The organism is Paenibacillus sp. BAC0078 (genome assembly GCF_054483875.1).
This window is the reverse complement of the sequence record NZ_JBTLRW010000006.1, coordinates 340,198-361,714: the sequence shown is the minus strand read 5'-3', so window position 1 is coordinate 361,714 and position 21,517 is coordinate 340,198. Positions and strand designations below refer to the sequence as shown.

Genomic DNA, 21,517 nt, shown 5'->3' with positions numbered 1-21,517 from the left:
TACTGCAGCTTACGCTTTAACTGCGCCCGCAAGCGCACCGTCTACAATGTACTTTTGAATGAAGGTGTACAGCACGATCAGCGGAGCCGATACAATCATGATGCCGCAGGCCAGCATCGGCCAGTTATTGCCGTATTGCCCGCGGAATTCCTTCAGACCAAAGGTTATCGGATAATGGGTTGGGCTCGGCAAATACATCACCGGACCGACAAAGTCATTCCAGATGCCAATCGCCGTCAGAATAACGCCTGTCGCAATAACCGGCTTCATCAGCGGAAGGATTATCTGGAACAAATAACGGCTGTAGCCGCTGCCGTCCATGCCTGCCGCTTCATCCAGCTCGCGGCTGATCGACTTGATATATCCGGTGAACATCATGAACACGATGCCGGTTCCGCTTGTTTTCAGCAAAATATAACCCAGCTTCGTATCATAGCCCACAAACCCGAGATCCTGTTTCAGCGCCAGCATCAATTTGAACTGAGCCACCATCGGATTCGGTAAAAACTGCGACATCAGGAAGAAGAGATAAATAAAACCGCTCCACTTCACGTACCCTCTCGCCACCGGAAAAGCGCCAAAAAGCGAGACAATTAAAGTCAATATCGTAGCAACGCCGGTGTAAAGCAGACTGTTCAGGAAATAGTTCGAGAAATTGCCTTGCACCCAGGCATCCTTGTAGTTGCCCCATTGAATATTTTTAACCAGGCCGATCGGGTCCAGCAGGTAATCGTTGAAGGATTTGAACGACACATTGAAGACGAACAGCATCGGTACAACGTACAGTACAACCAGTACGGCTACCAGAACGTAGGAGAGGATTTTGGCGGATTTGGATTCTTTCATTAATATTCCACCTCTCTCTTACGCATCTGTCTCACCGCAACCACTACGAAGACCAGAATCATCAGGAACTGCACCACCGACAACGCCGAAGGAAGCCCCATCGCCAGACTGCCGCGGAAGGTTTCTTTATATACGTCATAGGCCATGGTTCTTGTATTAAAACGTCCATCAGTGGTCGCCAGAATAATATCAAAGGTGGACATAGCACCAATGATCGACAGGAGCATATTGACCGTAAAGGAAGGAGCGATCAGCGGGAACGTAATATTTTTAAAAGATTGCCATTTACTTGTACCGTCGATATATCCTGCTTCATACAGATCCTTTGGCACCGATTGGAGTCCTGACAGGAAGATCAGCATGGAATAGCCCATATACATCCAGATTTGCACAAATATAATATAGCTGAACGCGTGGGTGAAACTTCCGAAGAACATGTCCTTATATCCAAACAAAGAATGATAGAGCTCATTGACAGGGCCGCTGAGCGGATCGAACATCATGCTCCACACCAGTGCAACTACAGCGACACCGAGCACAACCGGCAGGAAAAATACCGCGCGGTAGAAATAGTCACCCTTCAGCTTCTGATTGATCACCACGGCGACCAGAAGAGCAACACCGTTCTGCACAATCGTTACGATGAACATGAAATAAACCGTTCTAATAATGGAGTCCACGCGCTCGCCTGAATTTCCCGAGTAAAATACATTGCGATAATTTTCAAGACCGACAAATTTCATATGACTTCCAGGCACATTCGTTATATCTGTAAAAGAATAAATGACCGTCATCACCGAGGGGCCGAAGTAAAAAATAATATACAGCGCCAGAGGCACCATAAGCAGCAATAAGGGCACATAACGTCTGATACCTTTTCCGAATGGATACATCTCTCTCACCTACCCAATCCTCATTCAATAAATGATCATAAATGATCGGGGCCTGAACAGATCAGACCCCGAAACTGTACAGTATATTGGCAGCTTATTTAGGGGCTGCGGCTTCCCATTCTTTTTGCTGCACATCGGCCAGCTCTTTAGCAGTCTTGAATTCTCCGCCTGGAGCCAGATACTCGGTATGAACACCTTCAGCGGCAAGATGCTCGCCGACATTGTTGCGGTTAATCATCAGGATTTCATAAGCAAGCTCGAAATCGCCGGCCAGGTATGGGGACAGCTCTTTATCTATGAACTCGCTGTCTGTCTTAACATTGTCTTGAGTTGGCAGGAAACCTGCAGCTTTAACATAAGCTGTATAGTTCTCCGGTTCGGAGAAGAACTCCAGCCATTTCAGAGCGCCTGCTTTGTTCGGGCCTTTCTCTGCTGCATACCAGGTCACATCGTATTTGCCGACAAGAGATTTGTTTTTGGCAGCATCTTCAGTAGCCGGAATAGGGAAGTAACCGAATTTCAGATTCGGATTCGCCGCAGCAATGGTTGGAGCGTCCCAAGTTCCGTCAGCGATCAGAGCTGCTTTTCCTGTAGCAAAGTAGGACGGGGCTGTTGCATAGTCAATCCCCATAAATCCATCAATGATATATTTATCCTGAAGCGTTTTCATTTTGTCCAGTACTTCAACTGCTTCGGCATCATTGTAAGCGGTTTGGCCTTTCCAGACGCCTTCGATCCATTTTTGCTGGTCTCCGCCGCCGAGAATCTTCGCTTGCAGACCGAACACCGGCAGCTTCAGCGGCCATACGTCTTTACCTGCAACTACGATTGGTACAATACTCTTCGATTTCAGAGTGTCGAGAACTTTAGTGAACTCAGTCCACGTAGTTGGAACCGTAAGAGCGTTCTGCTCAAAGATTTCCTTATTGTAGAAAAATCCCGACATAGCCACTTTACCGGTTGGAATCGCATACACTTTATCCTTGTAAGTACCCGCCTTGGCGATATCATTTGCGTTGTAATTCTTCACGAAAGCTTCGCCTGACAAATCAGCGATCAGGCCGGAGTCAATCCATTGCTGCCAATCCGGCACCTTCGCACCCGGCGTCCAATCCTTCGGCGACAATCTCATGCCGGACAAGTCGGCGAGAATGTCTACATCGCCTGCCGTAATTCTTGCTCTTTGGGCTTGCTTAAACTCATCATCCGGTCCGGTTGTTGTGTATTCAACTTTATATTCCGGATACTTTTCCTCGAACTTCTTATTAATTTCTTCAATGGCTTTGTTAATGTTCTCTTGTTTCCAGTGCAGAATCTTGATCACTTTCTTCTCACCGGATGCCGCATTCTTCGGAGCATTTGTAGCCTCACTGTTCGCGTTATTTTTGCCTCCACATGCTGATAATGAGAGCAGAAGTATAGAACTCAGCAAGACCGCAGAAAGCTTCTTCACCATTTTGTTACCCCCCAAAATAAATTGATATAACACCTTTACGAAACATTTTCGTAAAATTACGCGAATTTCCGGCGATTTTATCGAAAGCGGTTTCGATGTTTCCATTATTACACCGTTAATTATCTTTGTAAAGTACTTTTTCGTTATTGGTTTCCGGGCTTTTTCGCGCAATTCCCCATTATATATACTGAAATTACTGACATATTCCATTGACTACTTTCTGCTAAATCTATAAAATAAATAGCGAAACTATTTCGTAATTATTTATTCCGATCATTTTTGACCAGCATATGTACCTCTCTTATTACCTTTTAAGAGCTGTTTTTTATACAAAGGGGGACTTGTCATGACTTACAATATTAAAGATATAGCGAAAATAGCCGGGGTTTCGGTATCGACAGTATCTAAAATCATCAATAACTACAGTGATGTTTCGGAAGACACCCGAACCAAAGTGCTCCAGATCATCAAGGAGACTGGATACAGCCCTTCCAACTCGGCTAAAACGTTGGCAACCAAATCCTCGAGCCTAATTGGCGTCATCTTTGCCGGTATGCTGAATGTTGATTTCACCCACCCATTTTTCATCGAAGTCCTGAATTCCTTCAAGAAACAAATGGGGCTGCTCGGCTACGACCTCGTCTTCTTCTCTAACGAAAAGTTCCAAAGCGGCGGCAATAACGATTATCTGGCCCGCTGCCAGCATTACAATGTAGACGGCTGTGTGCTCATCTCCGGGCAGGAACTGGAAGCCTCAATCAGCCAGCTCGATAACAGTACAATTCCTTGCATAGGTGTGGATATGAAGCTGTCCGGCCACAACTCCGGTTATATCATGTCGGATAACTTCAAGATGTCCTCCAAGGTCGTCGAGCATTTCTATTTGCTGGGGTATCGTGAACTGGGCTATATCGGCAGCACCCTGGAATCGGATATCTCCAATATGCGCGAGAGCGGTTACCGCAAAGCTATCGAGGATCTGGGGCTGCAGATCAATGAGAGTTGGTTCCTGAACGGGGAAAATTTCTTTGAGGCCAGCGGCTATGAAACGATGCGCCGGATGATTGCCGCCGGGCAATTGCCCCGGGCGATCTTCGCAGCCTCCGACCAGCTTGCCATCGGAGCGCTCCGCGCGCTTAAAGAAGCCGCTATTTCGGTTCCCGGGACACTTGCGCTTATCGGCTGCGATGATATCGAAGCATGCAATTATACAACGCCGCCGCTGAGCACGATCAGGCAAAACAAAGAGAAAATCGGACGGCTAGCCGCACTGATGCTGTATGACCTCATTAACAGCCAATCCGGCGCAAGCTCCTTCATTGTCGAGCCGGAATTGATTGTACGGGAGTCCTGCGGGGCCGCTAAGCCGGGTTTGGACTCACACTTCTGAAATGCACCACTGCGCCGCTGTGAAGGCATGAGAGGGCACAGAGCCCCTCCTTCTCATGCCCTGCTTTCCTCACCCTATAGATGACGCCCGTGCTGGGCGACCACGAAAAAAAAGACAGCGAATTTCGCTGTCTTTTTCTTATAATAAATAGTTATCTCTTATATTGCTGCAATCTTATACATCGAAGTACAGGGAGTATTCATGCGGATGAACACGAATGGCAACCGCTTGAGCTTCGGAACGTTTCAGAGCGATGTAGTTATCAATGAAGTCCTTAGTGAATACGCCGCCTTCTGTAAGGAATTCAAAATCAGCTTCCAAAGCATCAAGTGCTTCGTCCAGTGTACCTGGAACGCTGCGGATTTTCTCCTTGTCTTCATCAGACAATTCGTAGATGTTCTTGTCCAGAGGACCATATCCCAATTCGATTGGGTTAATCTTCTTCTTGATTCCGTCCAGGCCAGCCATCAGCATAGCCGAGAATGCCAGGTAAGGGTTAGCTGTGGAGTCAGGTGTACGGAATTCGATACGACAGCCCTTAGGTGTCACAGCAGCTACCGGGATACGGACTGCAGCAGAACGGTTACCTTTGGAGAATACCAGGTTAACCGGTGCTTCGTAACCAGGAACCAGACGTTTGAACGAGTTGGTGCTTGGGTTGGTCAGCGCGATCAATGCCGGAGCATGATACAGGATACCGCCGATGTAGTTCAGAGCCATCTCACTCAGGTTGGCATATCCGCCTTTTTCGTAGAACAAAGGAGAGTCGCCGTTGAAGATGGATTGGTGAACGTGCATACCGCTACCATTATCGCCGAACAGCGGTTTTGGCATGAAGGTTGCTACTTTGCCGTACTGGCGTGCAGTGTTCTGCACAATATATTTATAAGTGAGGAGGTTGTCAGCCGTTTTCTTCAGGGTGTCAAAACGGAAGTTGATTTCCGCTTGGCCTGCAGTTGCCACTTCATGGTGATGACGTTCGATTTCAAGGCCTGCTTCACTAAGCAGACGGCACATTTCACTGCGGATATCCTGCTGGGAATCCACTGGTGCTACTGGCACATAACCGCCTTTAACAGCTACTTTGAATGCCATGTTGCCGCCTTCGTCTTTACGGTTAGTGTTCCAAGCCGCTTCTTCGGAATCTACGAAGAAAGAAGAACTATTCATGCCGCTCTCATAACGAACATCGTCAAAGATAAAGAATTCGGATTCAGGTGCGAAGAATGCTGCTGTACCTACACCGCTTGCTTGCAGGAATTCTTCAGCTTTTACTGCGATACCGCGTGGGTCGCGCTCGTAACGTTCGCCATCAGGTGTGAAAATATCGCACATAATGTTAAGCGTCGGATGAGCTGTAAAAGGATCGATGTATGAAGCGTTCGGATCAGGCATCATTACCATGTCAGATTCTTCAATACCACGGAATCCTTTGATGGAAGAACCGTCGAATGCAACACCATTCACAAATGTTTCTTCTTCAACTGCAGATGCAGGAAGCGAAATATGGTGGGCACGTCCACCTAAATCTACAAAACGAAAATCCACCCACTCGATATTGTTCTCTTTGATCGTCTGCAACACTTTTTCAACCGACATGAATAAATTCCTCCCCAAATTCCGAACATTAGGCCGCTCACAGTATCAAATGTTCTTGTTTTTAATTTTTTGCTGTTGTCATTATAAATCCCGAACCTAACATCGTCAATGCTTATGTCAGGTATTTCTTGCAACAATGTAAGATATTCTAACGCTTTCGTGAAAAATGATTATTTAGGCCAAACAAGTGTCATATTTACCCTGCCACGTACAAAAACAGTCCTCTTCCCCCGCCCGAAAGCAGGATAGAGGACCGGTACAATGCCCTTTGCGAGCTGAAATTTATACAATCGGAGCGGCTTCAAGCGAATCGGAGAACTTGCGTCCCACAAGCGGAGCCAGCTTCTCCAGGTCTCTCAGCAGGTTGTCAAACTGCTCAGGGAACAACGATTGCACGCCATCGCCTGTCATGGAATTATCCGGATCGGTATGCATTTCGATAATCAGTCCGTTCGCTCCTGCCGCAACCGAAGCCTTGGCCATCGGCTCAACCAGCTCACGCCGGCCTGTTCCGTGGCTCGGGTCAGAAATAACCGGAAGATGGCTCAAACTCTGGAGCGCAGGGATGGCAGACAGGTCGAGCGTATTGCGTGTGTAAGTTTCAAAGGTACGGATGCCGCGCTCGCACAGCATAACATCGCGGTTGCCGCCGGCGAGAATGTATTCCGCCGCATTCAGCAGCTCATCGTAAGTCGCACTGAAGCCGCGTTTGAGCAGCACAGGCCGTCCGCAGGTTCCCAGCTTGCGCAGCAGGTCAAAGTTCTGCATATTCCGTGTGCCCACCTGCAGAATATCCGCATGCTCCGCACAAATATCAACATACTCCGGTGTCATAACCTCCGTGATGGTCAGCAGGCCATGACGTTTTCCGGCTTCCGCCATCATCGTAAGACCTTCCACACCTACCCCTTGGAAGCTGTATGGACCAGTCCGTGGCTTGAAGGCTCCGCCGCGCAGCACCTGGCCGCCGGAGGCTTTGACCAAACGGGCGATTTCATCAATCTGCTCCGGTGATTCCACGGCGCAAGGTCCGCCCATAATGACAAGATTCTCGCCGCCAATCTTTACGCCGCGGATATCAATAATAGTATCCTCAGGATGGAAGTCACGGCTGGCCAGCTTGTAGGACTTGGAGATCTTCACCACGTTCTCCACACCCTTCATCTGCCGAAGATGCTCGGCCAGCTTGGGAGTAACCCCGCCGATAAGACCGATTACGGTATGATCCGCACCCCGTGAGAGATGAACCTGCAGCCCTTCTTTTTCAATTACAGCAATTATCTCATTAACCTGCTCCTGCGGTGTCTGATTGGATGTTATTACGATCATATTATAGCTCCCCTTCTGGACAAAAATTCTTAAATTGGCACTAAAAATAATAAACACTATTTCGCTACGACGCGTGTACGCTTTTAAGCGCTAAAGTAATATTAACTCATTAAGCTGTATTAGTCAATCTGTATTCCTCTGCAATCCTGCATTGTGTCCATATTATGGCTAATCTCGTCCACTTTCTGCAGGAATCTTTTCACTGAATTTCCAGCTCTATATATACCAAAAAAGCACACAGCTCCCTGAATTGGAAATTGTGTGCTTTCTAATATAAATAAGTACAGCAGCTATAAAAGTATCAGATAGCGCTTGCGCTCTTGCCCTTCACCGGCGGCAGCAGCTTGGACATGTTCACGGTACGCTTGATTTCCCAAGTTTCGGGAAGGGCAGGATCGTACTGCTCCAGGTAGTTGATTACTTCTTTCGTAATTGGCGTAGGCGTAGAAGCGCCTGAGGTAACTCCCACTTTGGAGATTCCCTGCAGCCAATCCGTATTCAGCTCAGATACATCGGAAATACGGTGCGCAGGCACACCGGCAATTTCCTCGGACACCTGGGCTAGACGGTTGGAGTTATTGCTGCGCGGATCACCGACAACGATAACAAGATCGCATTGTCCGGCCTGCTCCGCCACAGCTTCCTGACGCACCTGGGTAGCCATGCAAATCTCATTATGCACTTCCGCCCCGGGGAATTGCTCCAGCAACTTCTTCATAATGTGCTTGATGTCCCACTGGCTCATCGTAGTCTGGTTTGTGATCACAATACGTGTGGAGGGTACGGACAATCCGGCAATTTCTTCTTCCTTTTCAATTAGATGGACATGCTCCGGCGCAATGCCGACAGCCCCTTCGGGTTCCGGATGGCCTTTCTTGCCGATATAGATAATCTCATAACCTTCTTCTACCTTCTCCTTGATGAGATCATGCGTCTTGGTCACATCCGGACAGGTGGCATCCACTGTGGTCAGCCCTTTCGCCCGGGCCAGCCGGCGCACCTCCGGTGATACGCCATGAGCGGTGAAGATTACTGTGCCGCTGTCCACTTTATCCAGAATATCAAGACGGTTATGCCCGTCAAGCGTAATAATTCCATCGTCCTCGAACGAATTGGTGACATGGCTGTTATGCACAATCATGCCGAGTATATAAATCGGCCGGGGCAAATCAAGATTTTGCGCGGCCTGCCGTGCCATTACCATGGCATCGACGACGCCATAGCAATAGCCCCGGGGAGAAATTTTTATGACTTCCATGAATTCACCGGCTTTCTGCTGTCGTTGACTGCTGTAATAGGACCATTTCTAATTATACCCTATTCCAGAGGCGGAGCAAAGAGAAGCGGGAGCCAGATCACAAAGGTAGTGCCCTCGCCCTGGCGTGTAACCACCTCTACTGAACCGCCGTGCTCATCAATAATCCACTTGGCAATCGACAGCCCCAGACCGATTCCTTCCGTAATTCCTCTTGATTCATCAGCGCGGTAAAAACGGTCAAAGATATGCGGAACCTGGTCCTTATCCATTCCGATGCCGGTGTCCGAGATACGAATGCCCACCTGGTTCTGGTAAAAGACAGCGTCCAGCGTAACCTCGCCGGATGGAGTGTACTTGAAGGCATTGTCAATAAAAATAAACATCATCTGCTGCAGATAATCCTTGTTGCCGACAATATATTTGCCGTTCAAATGGCTGAGGTCTCCTACGGACCATTCCGCCTGCCGCGGCAGGAAGGACGCTCTGCGGGCCACTTCGGTCATCATTGGCTCCAGCGCCACCGGCTCAATGTCAAACGTCCGTCCGGTATCGGCCCGGGCGAGCGACAGCATATCGGCAACCAGGCGGCTCATGCGTTTGGATTCGTCAGCGATATCCTTCACCGATTCAATCGACAGCTGGCGGATTTCTGCTTCTGTCATCCGGCTTTCGGCCGGATCCATCTCCCATACCTTTTGCAGAAGATCAATATTCCCGCGTATTGTTGTAAGCGGTGTCCGCAGCTCATGCGAAGCATCGGATACAAAGCGGCGCTGTGTAGCATAGGAATCCTCAAGCTCTGTATAGATGCCTTCCATCCGCCCAAGCATGCTGTTGACCGTCTGAATCAGCCGTCCGATCTCATCCTGCGGTCCGTCATATACGATACGTGAGCTAAGATCGGTTCCGGTCTGAATTCCGTTTGCCGCTTCAATGACTTTGCCGATGGGGCTCATTGCTTTACGGGCCAGGAACAGACCGAAGGTAAAGGCCGCGATGAGGGTGGCGAAGGAACCGACCATCAGGATGTTCTTCAGATTCAGCATCAGCCGGTCCTGCTCGCCCACATAGGCTGCTACCTGAAGCACTCCGGGCAACGTGTCCGGTCCGTTTGGAACATCCACAGCGATCTGATACATCAGAAACGGATTGCCATCGTAACTTGTCCGTAAAAATCCTTGCTGATGCTTGATAGCATCCCGATCGGGAATTTTGAACTTAAGACCCATGTTCTCCATATTAATGCTTGGGATCAACGCCTTGGCATCATAAACATATATCTGAGCATACAGATTCTGTGCTTGAATTCCTACAAGGTTGAGTTTCAGTGTGCCATCTATGTTCCAAGACTGCTTGAGCTGAACTTGAATCGACTGTTCTTTTAGCCGTTCCTTTATATCGCCATAAGTATTAAAATACACAAATCCGTAAATTGCGGCTGATAAGGCCAGCAGCATAACGGCCAAAATCCCTGAATACCAAGCAGTCAGCCGCAATCGTATTGACATATTTAGTCACCTCTTAGGATGTAACCGGCTCCCCGGATCGTCTGAATCAGTCTTTTGCCGCCGTGCTCCTCTGTTTTCTGGCGCAGCATAGCAATATACACTTCAAGCACGTTGGATTCCCCGCTGTAATCATAACCCCAAATCTTATCCATGATCAGATCACGTGACAGCACCCGCTTCGGATTCTGCATGAACAGATGCAACAGCTCGAACTCCTTCGCAGTCAGCTCCAGACGTTTGCCGCCGCGGGCAACCTCACGCGAGTCAACATCCAATGTAATATCCTCATAGGAAACTACCTGCTCTGAGCCGCCGCCTCCCTGCTCACTCTTGCGGCGCAGCAGCGCGCGCACCCGGGCCAGCAGCTCCTCCAGTGCAAACGGCTTCACTAGATAATCGTCTGCACCTAAATCAAGCCCTTTTACCCGGTGCTCAATTTCATCCTTGGCCGTTAGCATGAGTACAGGCACCGTGCTGCCGCCTTCGCGCAGACGCCGGCACACCTCGAAGCCGTCCACCTGTGGCATCATGACATCCAGCACAACCACATCCGGATCACTGTTCAGTACAGCGCGCAAGCCGTCCGCTCCATTGGACGCAGTCTTTACGTCATAGCCCTCAAAGGCAAGACCACGACGCAGCATGGAAATAATCTTTTCATCATCATCAATAATCAAAATATTCGGTCGCATCCAGCAGCCCCCATTGTTCAAATCGTATATCTCTATTGTATCATGATTACAAGCCTGTGCAGCAAAAACGGAAGGGTCTCCCCTTCCGCTCTTCACTTCACTGTCCGGTGCTTACTGCCGCTGAGTTTGCGTCGTGTTGAAATCATTTTTGTTGCCGATGGTAATCGGAAGATCAAGATTTTTGCCGTCACGAACGACGTTAAGGGTTATTTTGTCGCCGACCTTCAGCGTTTGGATATATTTGATCAAATCCTGGTTCGTTGCATATTTCTTGCCGTTTACCCCTGTGATGATATCGTAAGGACGGAGATCAGCGGTGTAAGCAGGCGATTTGAAGATAACCTCGGCAACCACGGAACCTTCTTTGATATTAGTTCCCATTTGTTTGGCTACCTCATCCGTAATGGTCATAAGCGATGCGCCGATGAATGGCACGGGTTCTTTTGGAATTGCCTGATTGGCTTCCAGCTTGTCAACCACTTGTTTAATGGTGTTCACAGCGATAGCAAAACCAATACCTTGCGAATCCGTGCTAACCGCTACGTTCATTCCGATGACCTGACCGTTCAGGTTCAGCAGCGGACCGCCGGAATTCCCGGGGTTGATGGACGCATCGGTCTGCAGCAGATTTTTGTAATTGCGTGTGCCGCTGCCGTCTTCTTCATTAATATCAATGCTGCGGTCTTTCGCGCTAAGCACACCGGCTGTAACCGTATGGTCGAAGCCCTGCGGATTGCCGATAGCTACTACCTCGGAGCCTACCTTGATGCTGTCCGAATCACCAAGCTGTACCGTCGGGAAGTCTTTTCCTTCTATCTTCAGAACGGCCAAATCCAGGTCTTTGCTGGAGCCGAGCAGTTTAGCTTCATAAGGCTTAGTGTTACCGTCTACCGTTACTTGAATCACATCGGCATTATCTATTACGTGCTGGTTGGTCAAAATATATCCGGCTGAATCATAGATGAAGCCTGTTCCAATCCCGTAAGGAGTGAGCTGGGAACCCGAGCCTGAATTCGACTGTGAATCCGAATTGTTGGACCCGGAAGAGTTGCTTCCGAATTGATCACCGAAGAAGAATTGTGAGAAAGGATCGCTCAGATTCGGATTGTTTGAGCTTCTGCTGGAATTCGTTTTAACCAGTGTCTCAATTTTGACGACTGCAGGTCCAACAGCATCTACTACTTTCGAAGCATCCGTTGTTCCAGTGAGCAGTGTTGTCGTTGATGTTGCAGGTGTAACGTTCGCACTGCCGTTAGCCGTCTTTGCCGCTGTATTTGACAACGCCGGTGCAGCCACCGGATCTCCTGTGAACCAGTTGCCGCGATCCGCCATGAACATCGAACCCGAAAGCACGATCATCCCGGCCAGAAAAGAAATCAATACCGCTTTTACAGGCTTCTTGGGCTTGTGATTGTATTGCCAGCCGTTGCCGCCCTCCGAGCCGTTGCCGCCGTTACCTCCGCTTCCGTTGCCGTTGAAGCCCGTTGTGCGGAGCGAAGTGTTGTAAGGAACTGGTCTGACTGGCTGCGGCGGGGTAACTTCTACGCGCTCTGGTTCCCGGCGGTTGTAGTGCTGGCCATCGTCTGTATTCGTTTCATCGTTGTTCAAGGATTTAAAAGGTCCATAGGAATAATAGTAGGATGAACCTGCTTCAGGCATTTCATTAGTATTGCTGTTTGTATTGTTATCCCATTCCCGATTCCGATCCGGTGACGGTTCATTATCACGATTGAAGTTGTTCTCACGATCAAAGCTGTTTTTGTTGTCGTCCATGTTTTTCTTTCCTCCCGCACCCTGCCGTCTCTGGCAAGGAAGTAATTTGTTTTCATGGTCCTATTGTGTACTTTGAACCTTAAGGTCACATTAAAAACAATTTAAACGGAGATAAAAGATGAAAGTGGGTGGGGGGGCCCTAGTGTCAGGTTCCACCGCTGCCCAACTCTTGTTCCCTGAACTTACCCTGCGGGTGGAACAAGAGTTCAAAGGCGGCCGTAAACTTTCCACTCTGACACTAGGGCCCTGGGCAGAGAAGCAGGAGTATCCATTCGCTATTGTAATCGCGAATGGATATGAGGGGGGACGCTCCGCTGCCCCCATAACAAAAAGCCCGAGCGCAAAAAACGCGCCGGGCTGGGAACAAACCTTTAACAATACCCAATTACATTTAGAAATGAGAGATACGCTACCGAAAAAAGAGCTATAGAAAGCTTCCTCCATAAGTTAATTGTACTTCGTACACTTAAAACAGCGAATTGTGCCGCAGCCGGCAGGTTAATTGTATTTCGTACATTTATTTTTTCCAAATTGTTCAGTAAAGGGCTTATGCTCAGGATTTTATTGTACAGAATACAGTTATAACGAAATAATAGCTCAATTCACGCGAAATAGCTGCACGAACTACAATTAGATGTTAATGAGCTCGGATAGCTCCTCGGCAAACTACTTGATTTCACTACAAGTGGCTCATTAACCCTGCGCCCAGCCCTTGCGGTGAGCATATATCGCCAGTTGGGTGCGGTCATCCAGCTCGCATTTCATGAGCAGGTTGCTGACATGCGTCTTCACCGTCTTGATGCTGATGTGCAATTCCTCACCGATGTCCTTATTGGTTTTGCCTTCAGCAATAAGCAGCAGCACTTCCTTCTCGCGCTCGGTCAGGCCGGAGGAATCCCCCTGCACGGTACGCTGGCGGATGCCCCGGGTCAGCGCCTGGGAGACATCGCCGGTCATTACCGGCATGCCGCGGAATGCCCCTTGCAGCGCGTAGATCAGCTCCTCGGCGGAGACGGTTTTGAGCACATAGCTGACCGCGCCGGCTTCAATGGCATCCACAACGAGGTCATCCTCCAGGAAGCTGGTGAGAATGACAATTTTGAGGCCCGGAAATTCCGCCAGTACAGCCCGCGTAGTCTCTGCTCCGTTCATCACCGGCATCATCAGATCCATTAGCACCAGATCAGGCAGGGCATCCTGTCCCCACTCGCGCAGCATGCTCAGTGCTTCCTGGCCGTTCGCCGCCTCGCCAATTACCTCAAACATCGGGTCCAGCATTAAATATGTTTTGAGACCCATCCGAACCATATCATGATCATCCACAAGCAGCACTTTTATCATACTCATGTTCTATCTCCCTTAAATTTTATCATACACTGGTTCTGTCCATGCTCAGGCTTCCGCAGAAGCGGTATCGTCCGGCTCCGGGTTTCCCTGCACAAATTTCGGTATATGTACGCGGATTGTAGTTCCCGCTCCCTTGCGGCTGATAATCTCCACTTGACCGCCGAGCTTTTCCGCACGTTCCCGCATGGTAGTCAGTCCATAGGAGCCCTGCTTATGCTGCACATGCTCGAAGCCCTGCCCGTCATCGCTGATGCTCAGCACAACCTGTCTCGGCACCTCACGCAGTGATAAGCTGACCAAACGCGCGCCCGCATGCTTAACAATATTCGCCATGGATTCCTGAATAATCAGGAACAACTGGTGCTCAATCGCCTCGGACAGCTCGCCTTGCAGCTCCAGCTCCTTGACGCCTTTAAGTCCGTTCTGACGGCAATAATCCGGGAACCATTTTTCGAGCGCCTCAAATAGATTGCGGCCTTCCAGCTCTACCGGGCGCAATTGGGCAATCAGTGCCCTCATCTGCTTTTGCGCCATTTGCGACATGGTGATCAGTTGATTCATAACCGTCTGCCCATGCTCCGCATTCCGCTCCAGCACTTTAGGCAGCGAAGAAGCGGACATATGAATCGCAAAAAGCTGCTGGCTCACCGTATCATGCAAATCCCGGGCCATACGCCTCCGCTCTTCAAGCACCGCGCTCTCCGCTGCCTTTTCCTTCTCGATCACTTCCTGCTCGCCCAAACGCTGCAGAAGCTGCATCTTATTCTCAACCGTATCCATCATCATGTTGAACTCATGATACACTCTTGCAAAAGACTGGTCATCGCTCTCCGGCATCCGCACGGAAAGGTTACCTTTGGCCACCTGCAGCATATTCAGGTCCAGATGATCAATCCGCCGCTGAATCCGCTGTCCGGCCATATAACCGATCACCACTGTGAACAGCACAATCCCAAGGCAGAGATACAGCCACATGCGGTAATCCTGAACCTCGATATAGCCAAGGCAGGTCCCGGCATACATAATTCCGGCGGTCACTGCGCCGCTAAGCAAAAAATATACCAGCAGCATCCATTTGGTGTTGCTTAATAATCTCCCCATGCTTAACCTACCGTTTTGACTTTAACGTCGCCAATGAAGGCACTTACGTTAATACGGATTTTTTTGCCGGCTTCCTTATAATAAGGCGTCTTGCACTGCACACTGCCCATGAACCCGCTACGCGACTGATCCAGCACCTGCATATCCCCGATAAAAGAGCTGCTGTGCACTGACACGCCAAGATCCATATCTTCTGGAATGTACACCTTGATATCGCCCACAAAAGCAGAAATATTAATCTTCGTCTCGCCGTAAGCAATTTGCGCATTCGTAAGGTCCAGTACCGTATCACCGATAAACTGTGAAATATTGGTATTCTTCAGTTGAAAATGCTCCTTGCCCATATGGACATCCCCGATAAAAGCCGAACGATGCGTCGACTCCTTAGGGTCGGCCGATTCATGGAACTCCTCATGCCACTCACCGTGTCTGCGGCTGTGACGTTCATGCCGTTCCTGGCGTCTGCGCTCATGGCGCTCACGGTTTTCCTGCCAGCGTAATTCCCTTGCAGAATGGAAATGGCCTTTCTTGCCCTGATCTTCTTCCTCGTCATCCTCATCTTGCTTGTGCAGATATTCATTCCAATCCCGCTTTTCGGCCGGTTTGCCGAATTTCTGCTCGAACTGCTCATCCAGCGTGGATTCCAGCGGCTTAGGCGGTTCAACATTTTCGGTGCCTTTGCCTGGACCAGGCGGGTAAAAGCTTGGCGGTGTAGGCGGTGCTGGAGGAACAGGCGGAGTCGTGCCCCGGGGCTTAAAAATAACAAACAGCCCGCCACCGATCAGCATCACCGGAATAAGCAATTTGAAGAATTCGCTTGCGGAAACATCGAACCAATCCAAATTGCGCCCCAAGAAAAACAGCCCGATAGCCAAAAAGAAAAATCCTCCAAGCATAGATGAAAATCTTGCGCCGCGATCATCCGTGGATAAAAAACGCTGCACTCCCATTATAATAAGAATAACCGGCCAATAGTCCGCGAACAGTGAGCCTATATTAACGTCGGTATAGCCCATCTGTCTAAGCAGAAACAGCGCTCCCAGTCCAATCAGGATCAGTCCCCCAAGGATCTGGCTGGTGAACCGTCTTTTCATCCTTCATTTCCCCTTTTAGTTAATGTAAATCATCCTTCTTCACTCTTATAGCCTTAGTGTACAGGAAGTTGCTTGCCGAGAACAGCGGCGAGAGAATGAAACTCAACTCAGTCTCGGGACGGAGGGAACAAAAGCAGCATAAATAGAAAAAGAACTGCCTCCTGCAGCTAAATAGCTGATAGGAAACAGTCCTTGTCTGTCAGCAGTTGCCTGCTTCACAGCATTATTGCTGCGGTTTTTGCGCCGGTTTGGAGAGCGTATTGCTGCTCTGTTTGGTCATAGCATCATTTTCAGCAGCAAACTCCGCATTAAATTTTTCATTCGGTGTTTTATAGTTTTCTTGTACCTTTGGTTTCTTAGCCACGGAATCTTCACCTCCCTTTTCTCTCATAGGAAGAGGCCGGTGCTTGGCCCCAGTCCGTATTATGAGAAGTGCAGGGCTGGATTATACATGCTTAAGTGAAAAAAGCTTCAAACCACAGATCTCTTAAATTACTTCTTCCAGCAGATACTGCGGAATAGCGTTGTAGGTTTGAATCGCTTTGCCGAGGCTCTTCAGCATGCTCTCCGTACATTTTCCGTTGCCGCGCTTGATGAGCTGAACCACCACTGTTTTTTTGCCCCATTCCTTGTAGACCTGCTTGGTGGTGGCAAAATAAAGATCAATCTTCCGCCCTTTGATTGCCGAACCGGTATCCGCTACTACCGCATAGCCGTAGCCTGGGATATACAGGATGCTGCCGAGTGGAATGACCCTAGGGTCCGCCGCAATCGTCGAAACGGCATTTTTGTCTCTGCGCACTTTGACACCCGAGTAGGTTATGCCATACTGCGGATGTTTCGAAGTTTTGCCCGTGGACTCGAATCCGGCGGTATAACCGGTTGCCGTCACTTTCATTGAAGTGATGATCTGCTCTGGTGCCGGTGCAGATACCGGTACGGACACAGGCGGCTTGGATGAAGATTTGGCCGGCTGCTTGACAGCCTTCGGTGCCGCTGTAGGCTTCGGAGCCTCAGTTGCTGCCGGCTGACCAGCATGCAGAGCGGCATGACCGGCTGCCAGGACTTCAGTCTGCGAATTGCTGCGGATATTGGTAAATGGCGCAGAAACCTTTGTATTTTGCAAATCCAATGACCTCGTTATGCTGCTGCTTAGCTGAACTGCAGTGTCCTCCGTCCCGCTCGCTTCCACCGGCTTGCGTCCAAAATCCGGATAGATGCTGACAGCTGTCAGCAATAGCACAACAGTGACGAAAAGACACCAAAACCTCTGGCATAAGCCCATTTTGTTCATTAGTTAAACCTCCCCCTATTAGCGAAGGTTTCCCTATTCACAAAATTTTATACATGAAGCTGCAATGAAGCGGCTCCACGTGGCATATGACAGAGGTTGATAGGCAATCTGTACAGAGTTCTAAAAGCTACTGCGGCAGTCCTGTTAGATTACGCGTTCGGCAATCTCCTGAACCAGTGTAGCAATAACTTCCTGCAAAGGCTTGGCTCCGATATCGCCTTCTCCGCGTTTACGGATCGAGACGCTTCCGGCATTCATTTCATTCTCACCGACTACGAACATATATGGAAGCTTCTCAAGCTGGGCTTCACGGATTTTGTAGCCCATTTTCTCGTTGCGCAGATCCACTTCCGCCCGGATGCCGCTTGCGAGCAGCTTCGCAGCCACATCCTTGGCGTAATCATCAAAGGCCGAAGAGACAGGAATAATCTTCACTTGCTGCGGAGACAGCCACAACGGCAGCGAACCGGCAAAGTTCTCCAGCAGGAAGGCTACAAAACGCTCCATCGTGCCAAGGATGCCGCGGTGCAGCACGACCGGACGGTGCTTTTGACCATCATCGCCGACGTACTCAAGCTCGAAACGCTCAGGGAGCAGGAAGTCGATTTGTACAGTGGACAACGTTTCTTCTTTGCCAAGAGCTGTGCGAATCTGAACGTCCAGCTTCGGACCGTAGAACGCAGCTTCTCCATCCGCCTCGAAGAACGGCAGGCCTGCTTCCTCTGCCACTTCACGCAGCATCCGTTGTGCAGTCTCCCACATTTCATCATTCTGGAAATATTTCTCTGTATCCTTCGGATCGCGATAAGACAAGCGGAAGCGGTAATCGTGAATACCGAAATCGCTGTAGACCTGTTTGATCAATTCCAGTACGCGGGTAAACTCGCTCTTGATCTGATCCAGACGGCAGAAGATATGCGAATCGTTCAGCGTCATGGAACGCACGCGGTGCAGTCCAGTCAATGCGCCGGACATTTCATAGCGGTGCATTGTGCCCAGCTCAGCGATACGGATCGGCAGATCGCGGTAGCTGTGCATTGAGCTTTTATAAATCATCATGTGATGCGGGCAGTTCATCGGACGAAGCACGAATTCCTCATTGTCAATCGACATCTTAGGGAACATATCTTCCTGGTAATGCTCCCAGTGACCGGAGGTTTTGTACAGCTCTACATTACCTAGCACCGGAGTGTACACATGCTGGTAACCAAGGCTTGCTTCTAGATCCACAATGTACCGCTCCAGGATGCTGCGCAGCTTAGCGCCTTTTGGCAGCCAGATCGGCAGCCCTTGTCCAACCAGTTGATTAAAAGTGAAAATCTCCAGCTCTTTGCCCAGCTTCCGGTGGTCGCGTTTCTTCGCTTCCTCCAGCAGGCGCAAATGCTCCGTAAGCTGATCTTTTTTGATCCAGGCTGTGCCGTATACGCGCTGAAGCATCTTGTTCTTGCTGTCGCCGCGCCAGTAAGCTCCGGCCACGTTCATCAGCTTGAATACTTTGATTTTTGCTGTCGACGGCACATGCGGGCCTCGGCAAAGATCGAAAAATTCGCCCTGCTCATAAATCGTAATGATACTATCTTCAGGCAGCGCCTCGATCAGCTCCAGCTTGTAAGGATCGCCCAGCTCACCGAATCTGTCCAGCGCTTCCTTGCGGCTGACCTCTTTGCGTACAATCGGCAAATTCTCCGAAACGATACGCTCCATTTCCTTCTCAATCTTCAGCAGGTCCTCAGGATTCAGCGGATGCTCCAGATCCATGTCATAGTAGAATCCATCCTCAATCACCGGACCTACGCCAAGCTTAACCTCCTTGGTTCCGAACAGGCGTCTTACCGCCTGGGCCATCAGATGGGCAGTACTGTGGCGCATTACTTCGAGACCTTCCGGTGAATCCAAGGTAACGATCTCAACCAGCGCACCTTCCTCCAGCGGTGTGGACAAATCGACAACGATTCCGTTAAGCTTGCCTGCTGCGGCATTTTTGCGTAGTCCGCTGCTGATCGAAGCCGCTACATCATCAATGCTGCTGCCATCGGCATATTCCCGGACCGATCCGTCCGGCAGTTTGATATTTACTGACATTGTTATTCCTCCTAAAAGTTTTGTGAGCATAAGCTAAAAGTTATCTGAGTTATATTACGGAACGGAAATGTTCACGCACACAAAAAACACCCGTCCCGCGAAGGGACGAGTGATTGCACCCGTGGTTCCACCCAAATTCGATTCCAGAGTCTTACCGGAATCCTTCGTCAGCATGGGAATAACGGCCATGAACCGGCGGTTCTTACTATCCGGGCAAGTTGCCTGTAATCAAAGCAGCCTGCAGGAGTTCATAACCGCAGCTACAAAGGGGTAGATTGATAACCGGTACCGGAGGAAATTGCAGCCTGAGGTTCCCTCTCTCTGAAACAGTCCTGAAGTCACAATCCATATCTTTGTCAAAGCTGATAGCGTGAATCTTGTGTAATTATAAATCTGTCTCAGGCCTTCCGTCAAGTCAGACACAGCCTAAAGTTCTCAATATTTGGTGTAGAACTGACTATATAAATTGAACTATAGATTTTCATATTGGGGTCTGGTCGTAACTGCGGGGAATGTTTGGACTTCCGGCCGCTGTTGTCTGCAGATTTCTTGATTTAGACCGCTCTTCGCGGTGGAAATCCGCAGACAGCCTAATCATACGGCCAGCTTTCCTACGGAAAGCTCTCAGGCGGACGCGTTCGCTCCGTAAGTATCCAAACTCCCCCTCCGTCACTTCTGCCCTTTTTATATTTTCTTTAGTTCAACTTATATAGCCTCGACATGCTACCCGCATAACCACCACCGGTATAATGCACTCGGGGCAGAAGCCCCTCTGCCCTTAGCATTATTCTTCCCGGCGTTTCCGTTCAGGCAAGCGGCCTGCGCGTTTCAAAGACTCACGCAGCAGGTACTCGATATGCCCGTTCACGCTGCGAAATTCTTCTCCCGCCCATCGTTCCAGCGCTTCGTGCAGCTCGGGGTCGATCCGCAGCGGAAAGCTCTTCTTGGCCGCCATGATGAACCGCCTTTAGTACAACGAGCCGGCGTTAATTACCGGACTCGCTCCGCGCTCCGACACAATCGCTACCATCAGATTGTTGATCATCGCTGCTTTGCGTTCTTCGTCAAGCTCCACTACTCCGTTCTCTTTAAGCTGACGGATTGCCATATCGACCATGCCGACAGCTCCTTCCACAATGATCTGCCGTGCGGACAGAATGGCTGAAGCCTGCTGGCGCTGCAGCATGGTGCTGGCGATTTCCGTTGAATAAGCAAGATGGGTCAGTCTGGCTTCAATGACCTCCACGCCGGATATCGAGAGGCGTTCCTGCAATTCGACTGCCAGTTCCTTGGCAATCTCATCCGCATTGGCCCGCAGGGACATGCCGGATTCGGTAAAGTTATCGTACGGATATTTGCTTGCCACATGGCGCAGCGCCGTCTCACTCTGAATTTCCACGAAGGCCATATATTTATCGACATCGAATAAAGCCTTCGCCGAGTTGATGACCTTGAATACAATGACTGCGGCAATCTCAATCGGGTTCCCTTCCACATCATTCACCTTAAGCTTGACACTGTTGAAGTTACGTACCCGCAGCGACACTGTCTTTCGAATGCTGAACGGGATGACTGCAAACAGGCCGCTGTTAGCAATCGTACCAACATATTTTCCAAAAAAGGTCACCACAACCGATTTATTCGGCTGCACCACTGTAATACTTGTGCAAAGCGCAGCCGCTATAACGAACAGGATAACGGGCACTGCGACATATTCATTAGCTGCGCCATAAATTCCACCCGCGATGCAGATAGCAATCAAAGCGATAACCCAGAAGCCGCTGACCGGACGCAATATTTTCTCTTTCATAAAGAACGCCTCCATAAAGATATTTATTTGATATGACTATGATAT

18 protein-coding genes are annotated in these 21,517 nt (G+C 49.5%); 1 reads left to right on the top strand and 17 read right to left on the bottom strand.

Annotated elements, in window-relative coordinates; all coding sequences use genetic code 11:
• Window positions 1-9 precede the first annotated feature (9 nt).
• The 3 genes from ACX1DY_RS14490 to ACX1DY_RS14480 all read right to left on the bottom strand — a co-directional run bounded on the left by ACX1DY_RS14490 (window position 10) and on the right by ACX1DY_RS14480 (window position 3,195).
• Window positions 10-846: a carbohydrate ABC transporter permease gene (locus ACX1DY_RS14490; RefSeq protein ID WP_458964890.1), complete on the bottom strand. Its 837-nt coding sequence runs from the start codon at window positions 844-846 to the stop codon at window positions 10-12.
• Complete coding sequence (locus ACX1DY_RS14485) at window positions 846-1,739, bottom strand: carbohydrate ABC transporter permease (RefSeq protein WP_458964908.1); 894 nt, start codon at window positions 1,737-1,739, stop codon at window positions 846-848. The genes ACX1DY_RS14490 and ACX1DY_RS14485 overlap by 1 nt, the downstream gene beginning before the upstream one ends.
• A gap of 94 nt (window positions 1,740-1,833) precedes the next feature.
• The gene (locus ACX1DY_RS14480; RefSeq protein ID WP_458964889.1) at window positions 1,834-3,195 is read right to left on the bottom strand and encodes an ABC transporter substrate-binding protein; all 1,362 of its coding nucleotides are present in this window, start codon (window positions 3,193-3,195) and stop codon (window positions 1,834-1,836) included.
• A 346-nt stretch (window positions 3,196-3,541) separates the two neighbouring features.
• On the opposite strand from ACX1DY_RS14480, the gene ACX1DY_RS14475 reads away from it, so the two are divergent.
• On the top strand, window positions 3,542-4,585 hold the full coding sequence (locus ACX1DY_RS14475; RefSeq protein WP_458964888.1) for a LacI family DNA-binding transcriptional regulator: 1,044 nt from the start codon (window positions 3,542-3,544) through the stop codon (window positions 4,583-4,585).
• A gap of 174 nt (window positions 4,586-4,759) precedes the next feature.
• On the opposite strand, the gene glnA is transcribed toward ACX1DY_RS14475, so the two are convergent.
• The 14 genes from glnA to ACX1DY_RS14405 all read right to left on the bottom strand — a co-directional run bounded on the left by glnA (window position 4,760) and on the right by ACX1DY_RS14405 (window position 21,472).
• Window positions 4,760-6,184 carry a type I glutamate--ammonia ligase gene (gene glnA / locus ACX1DY_RS14470; RefSeq protein ID WP_458964887.1) on the bottom strand — a complete coding sequence of 475 codons (1,425 nt, stop codon included), beginning with the start codon at window positions 6,182-6,184 and terminating at the stop codon, window positions 4,760-4,762.
• 282 nt (window positions 6,185-6,466) lie between these two features.
• Complete coding sequence (gene aroF / locus ACX1DY_RS14465) at window positions 6,467-7,513, bottom strand: 3-deoxy-7-phosphoheptulonate synthase (protein WP_458964886.1); 1,047 nt, start codon at window positions 7,511-7,513, stop codon at window positions 6,467-6,469.
• A gap of 301 nt (window positions 7,514-7,814) precedes the next feature.
• Window positions 7,815-8,771, bottom strand: coding sequence for a 4-hydroxy-3-methylbut-2-enyl diphosphate reductase (locus ACX1DY_RS14460; RefSeq protein ID WP_458964885.1), 957 nt, complete (start codon window positions 8,769-8,771; stop codon window positions 7,815-7,817).
• Between the two features lie 59 nt (window positions 8,772-8,830).
• On the bottom strand, window positions 8,831-10,279 hold the full coding sequence (locus ACX1DY_RS14455; RefSeq protein ID WP_458964884.1) for a sensor histidine kinase: 1,449 nt from the start codon (window positions 10,277-10,279) through the stop codon (window positions 8,831-8,833).
• 2 nt (window positions 10,280-10,281) lie between these two features.
• Entirely contained in the window at window positions 10,282-10,971 is a 690-nt protein-coding gene (locus ACX1DY_RS14450; protein WP_458964883.1) for a response regulator transcription factor, read from the bottom strand.
• Window positions 10,972-11,082: 111 nt separating this feature from the next.
• On the bottom strand, window positions 11,083-12,744 hold the full coding sequence (locus tag ACX1DY_RS14445; RefSeq protein WP_458964882.1) for a S1C family serine protease: 1,662 nt from the start codon (window positions 12,742-12,744) through the stop codon (window positions 11,083-11,085).
• 693 nt (window positions 12,745-13,437) lie between these two features.
• The gene (locus ACX1DY_RS14440) at window positions 13,438-14,091 is read right to left on the bottom strand and encodes a response regulator (RefSeq protein ID WP_458964881.1); all 654 of its coding nucleotides are present in this window, start codon (window positions 14,089-14,091) and stop codon (window positions 13,438-13,440) included.
• Between the two features lie 45 nt (window positions 14,092-14,136).
• Entirely contained in the window at window positions 14,137-15,192 is a 1,056-nt protein-coding gene (locus ACX1DY_RS14435) for a HAMP domain-containing sensor histidine kinase (protein WP_458964880.1), read from the bottom strand.
• Between the two features lie 2 nt (window positions 15,193-15,194).
• The gene (gene liaF, locus ACX1DY_RS14430) at window positions 15,195-16,286 is read right to left on the bottom strand and encodes a cell wall-active antibiotics response protein LiaF (protein WP_458964879.1); all 1,092 of its coding nucleotides are present in this window, start codon (window positions 16,284-16,286) and stop codon (window positions 15,195-15,197) included.
• Between the two features lie 223 nt (window positions 16,287-16,509).
• On the bottom strand, window positions 16,510-16,650 hold the full coding sequence (locus tag ACX1DY_RS14425; protein ID WP_458964878.1) for a hypothetical protein: 141 nt from the start codon (window positions 16,648-16,650) through the stop codon (window positions 16,510-16,512).
• 123 nt (window positions 16,651-16,773) lie between these two features.
• Window positions 16,774-17,349, bottom strand: a complete 576-nt coding sequence (locus ACX1DY_RS14420; protein ID WP_458964907.1) for a 3D domain-containing protein — start codon at window positions 17,347-17,349, stop codon at window positions 16,774-16,776.
• Between the two features lie 375 nt (window positions 17,350-17,724).
• Window positions 17,725-19,662 (bottom strand): threonine--tRNA ligase, encoded by a 1,938-nt coding sequence (gene thrS, locus ACX1DY_RS14415; protein ID WP_458964877.1) that lies wholly within the window; start codon window positions 19,660-19,662, stop codon window positions 17,725-17,727.
• Between the two features lie 784 nt (window positions 19,663-20,446).
• A complete protein-coding gene (locus ACX1DY_RS14410; RefSeq protein ID WP_019912284.1) occupies window positions 20,447-20,617 on the bottom strand; it encodes a type II toxin-antitoxin system antitoxin in 171 nt (56 codons plus the stop codon).
• Between the two features lie 12 nt (window positions 20,618-20,629).
• Window positions 20,630-21,472, bottom strand: a complete 843-nt coding sequence (locus tag ACX1DY_RS14405; RefSeq protein WP_458964876.1) for an SPFH domain-containing protein — start codon at window positions 21,470-21,472, stop codon at window positions 20,630-20,632.
• Window positions 21,473-21,517 lie beyond the last annotated feature (45 nt).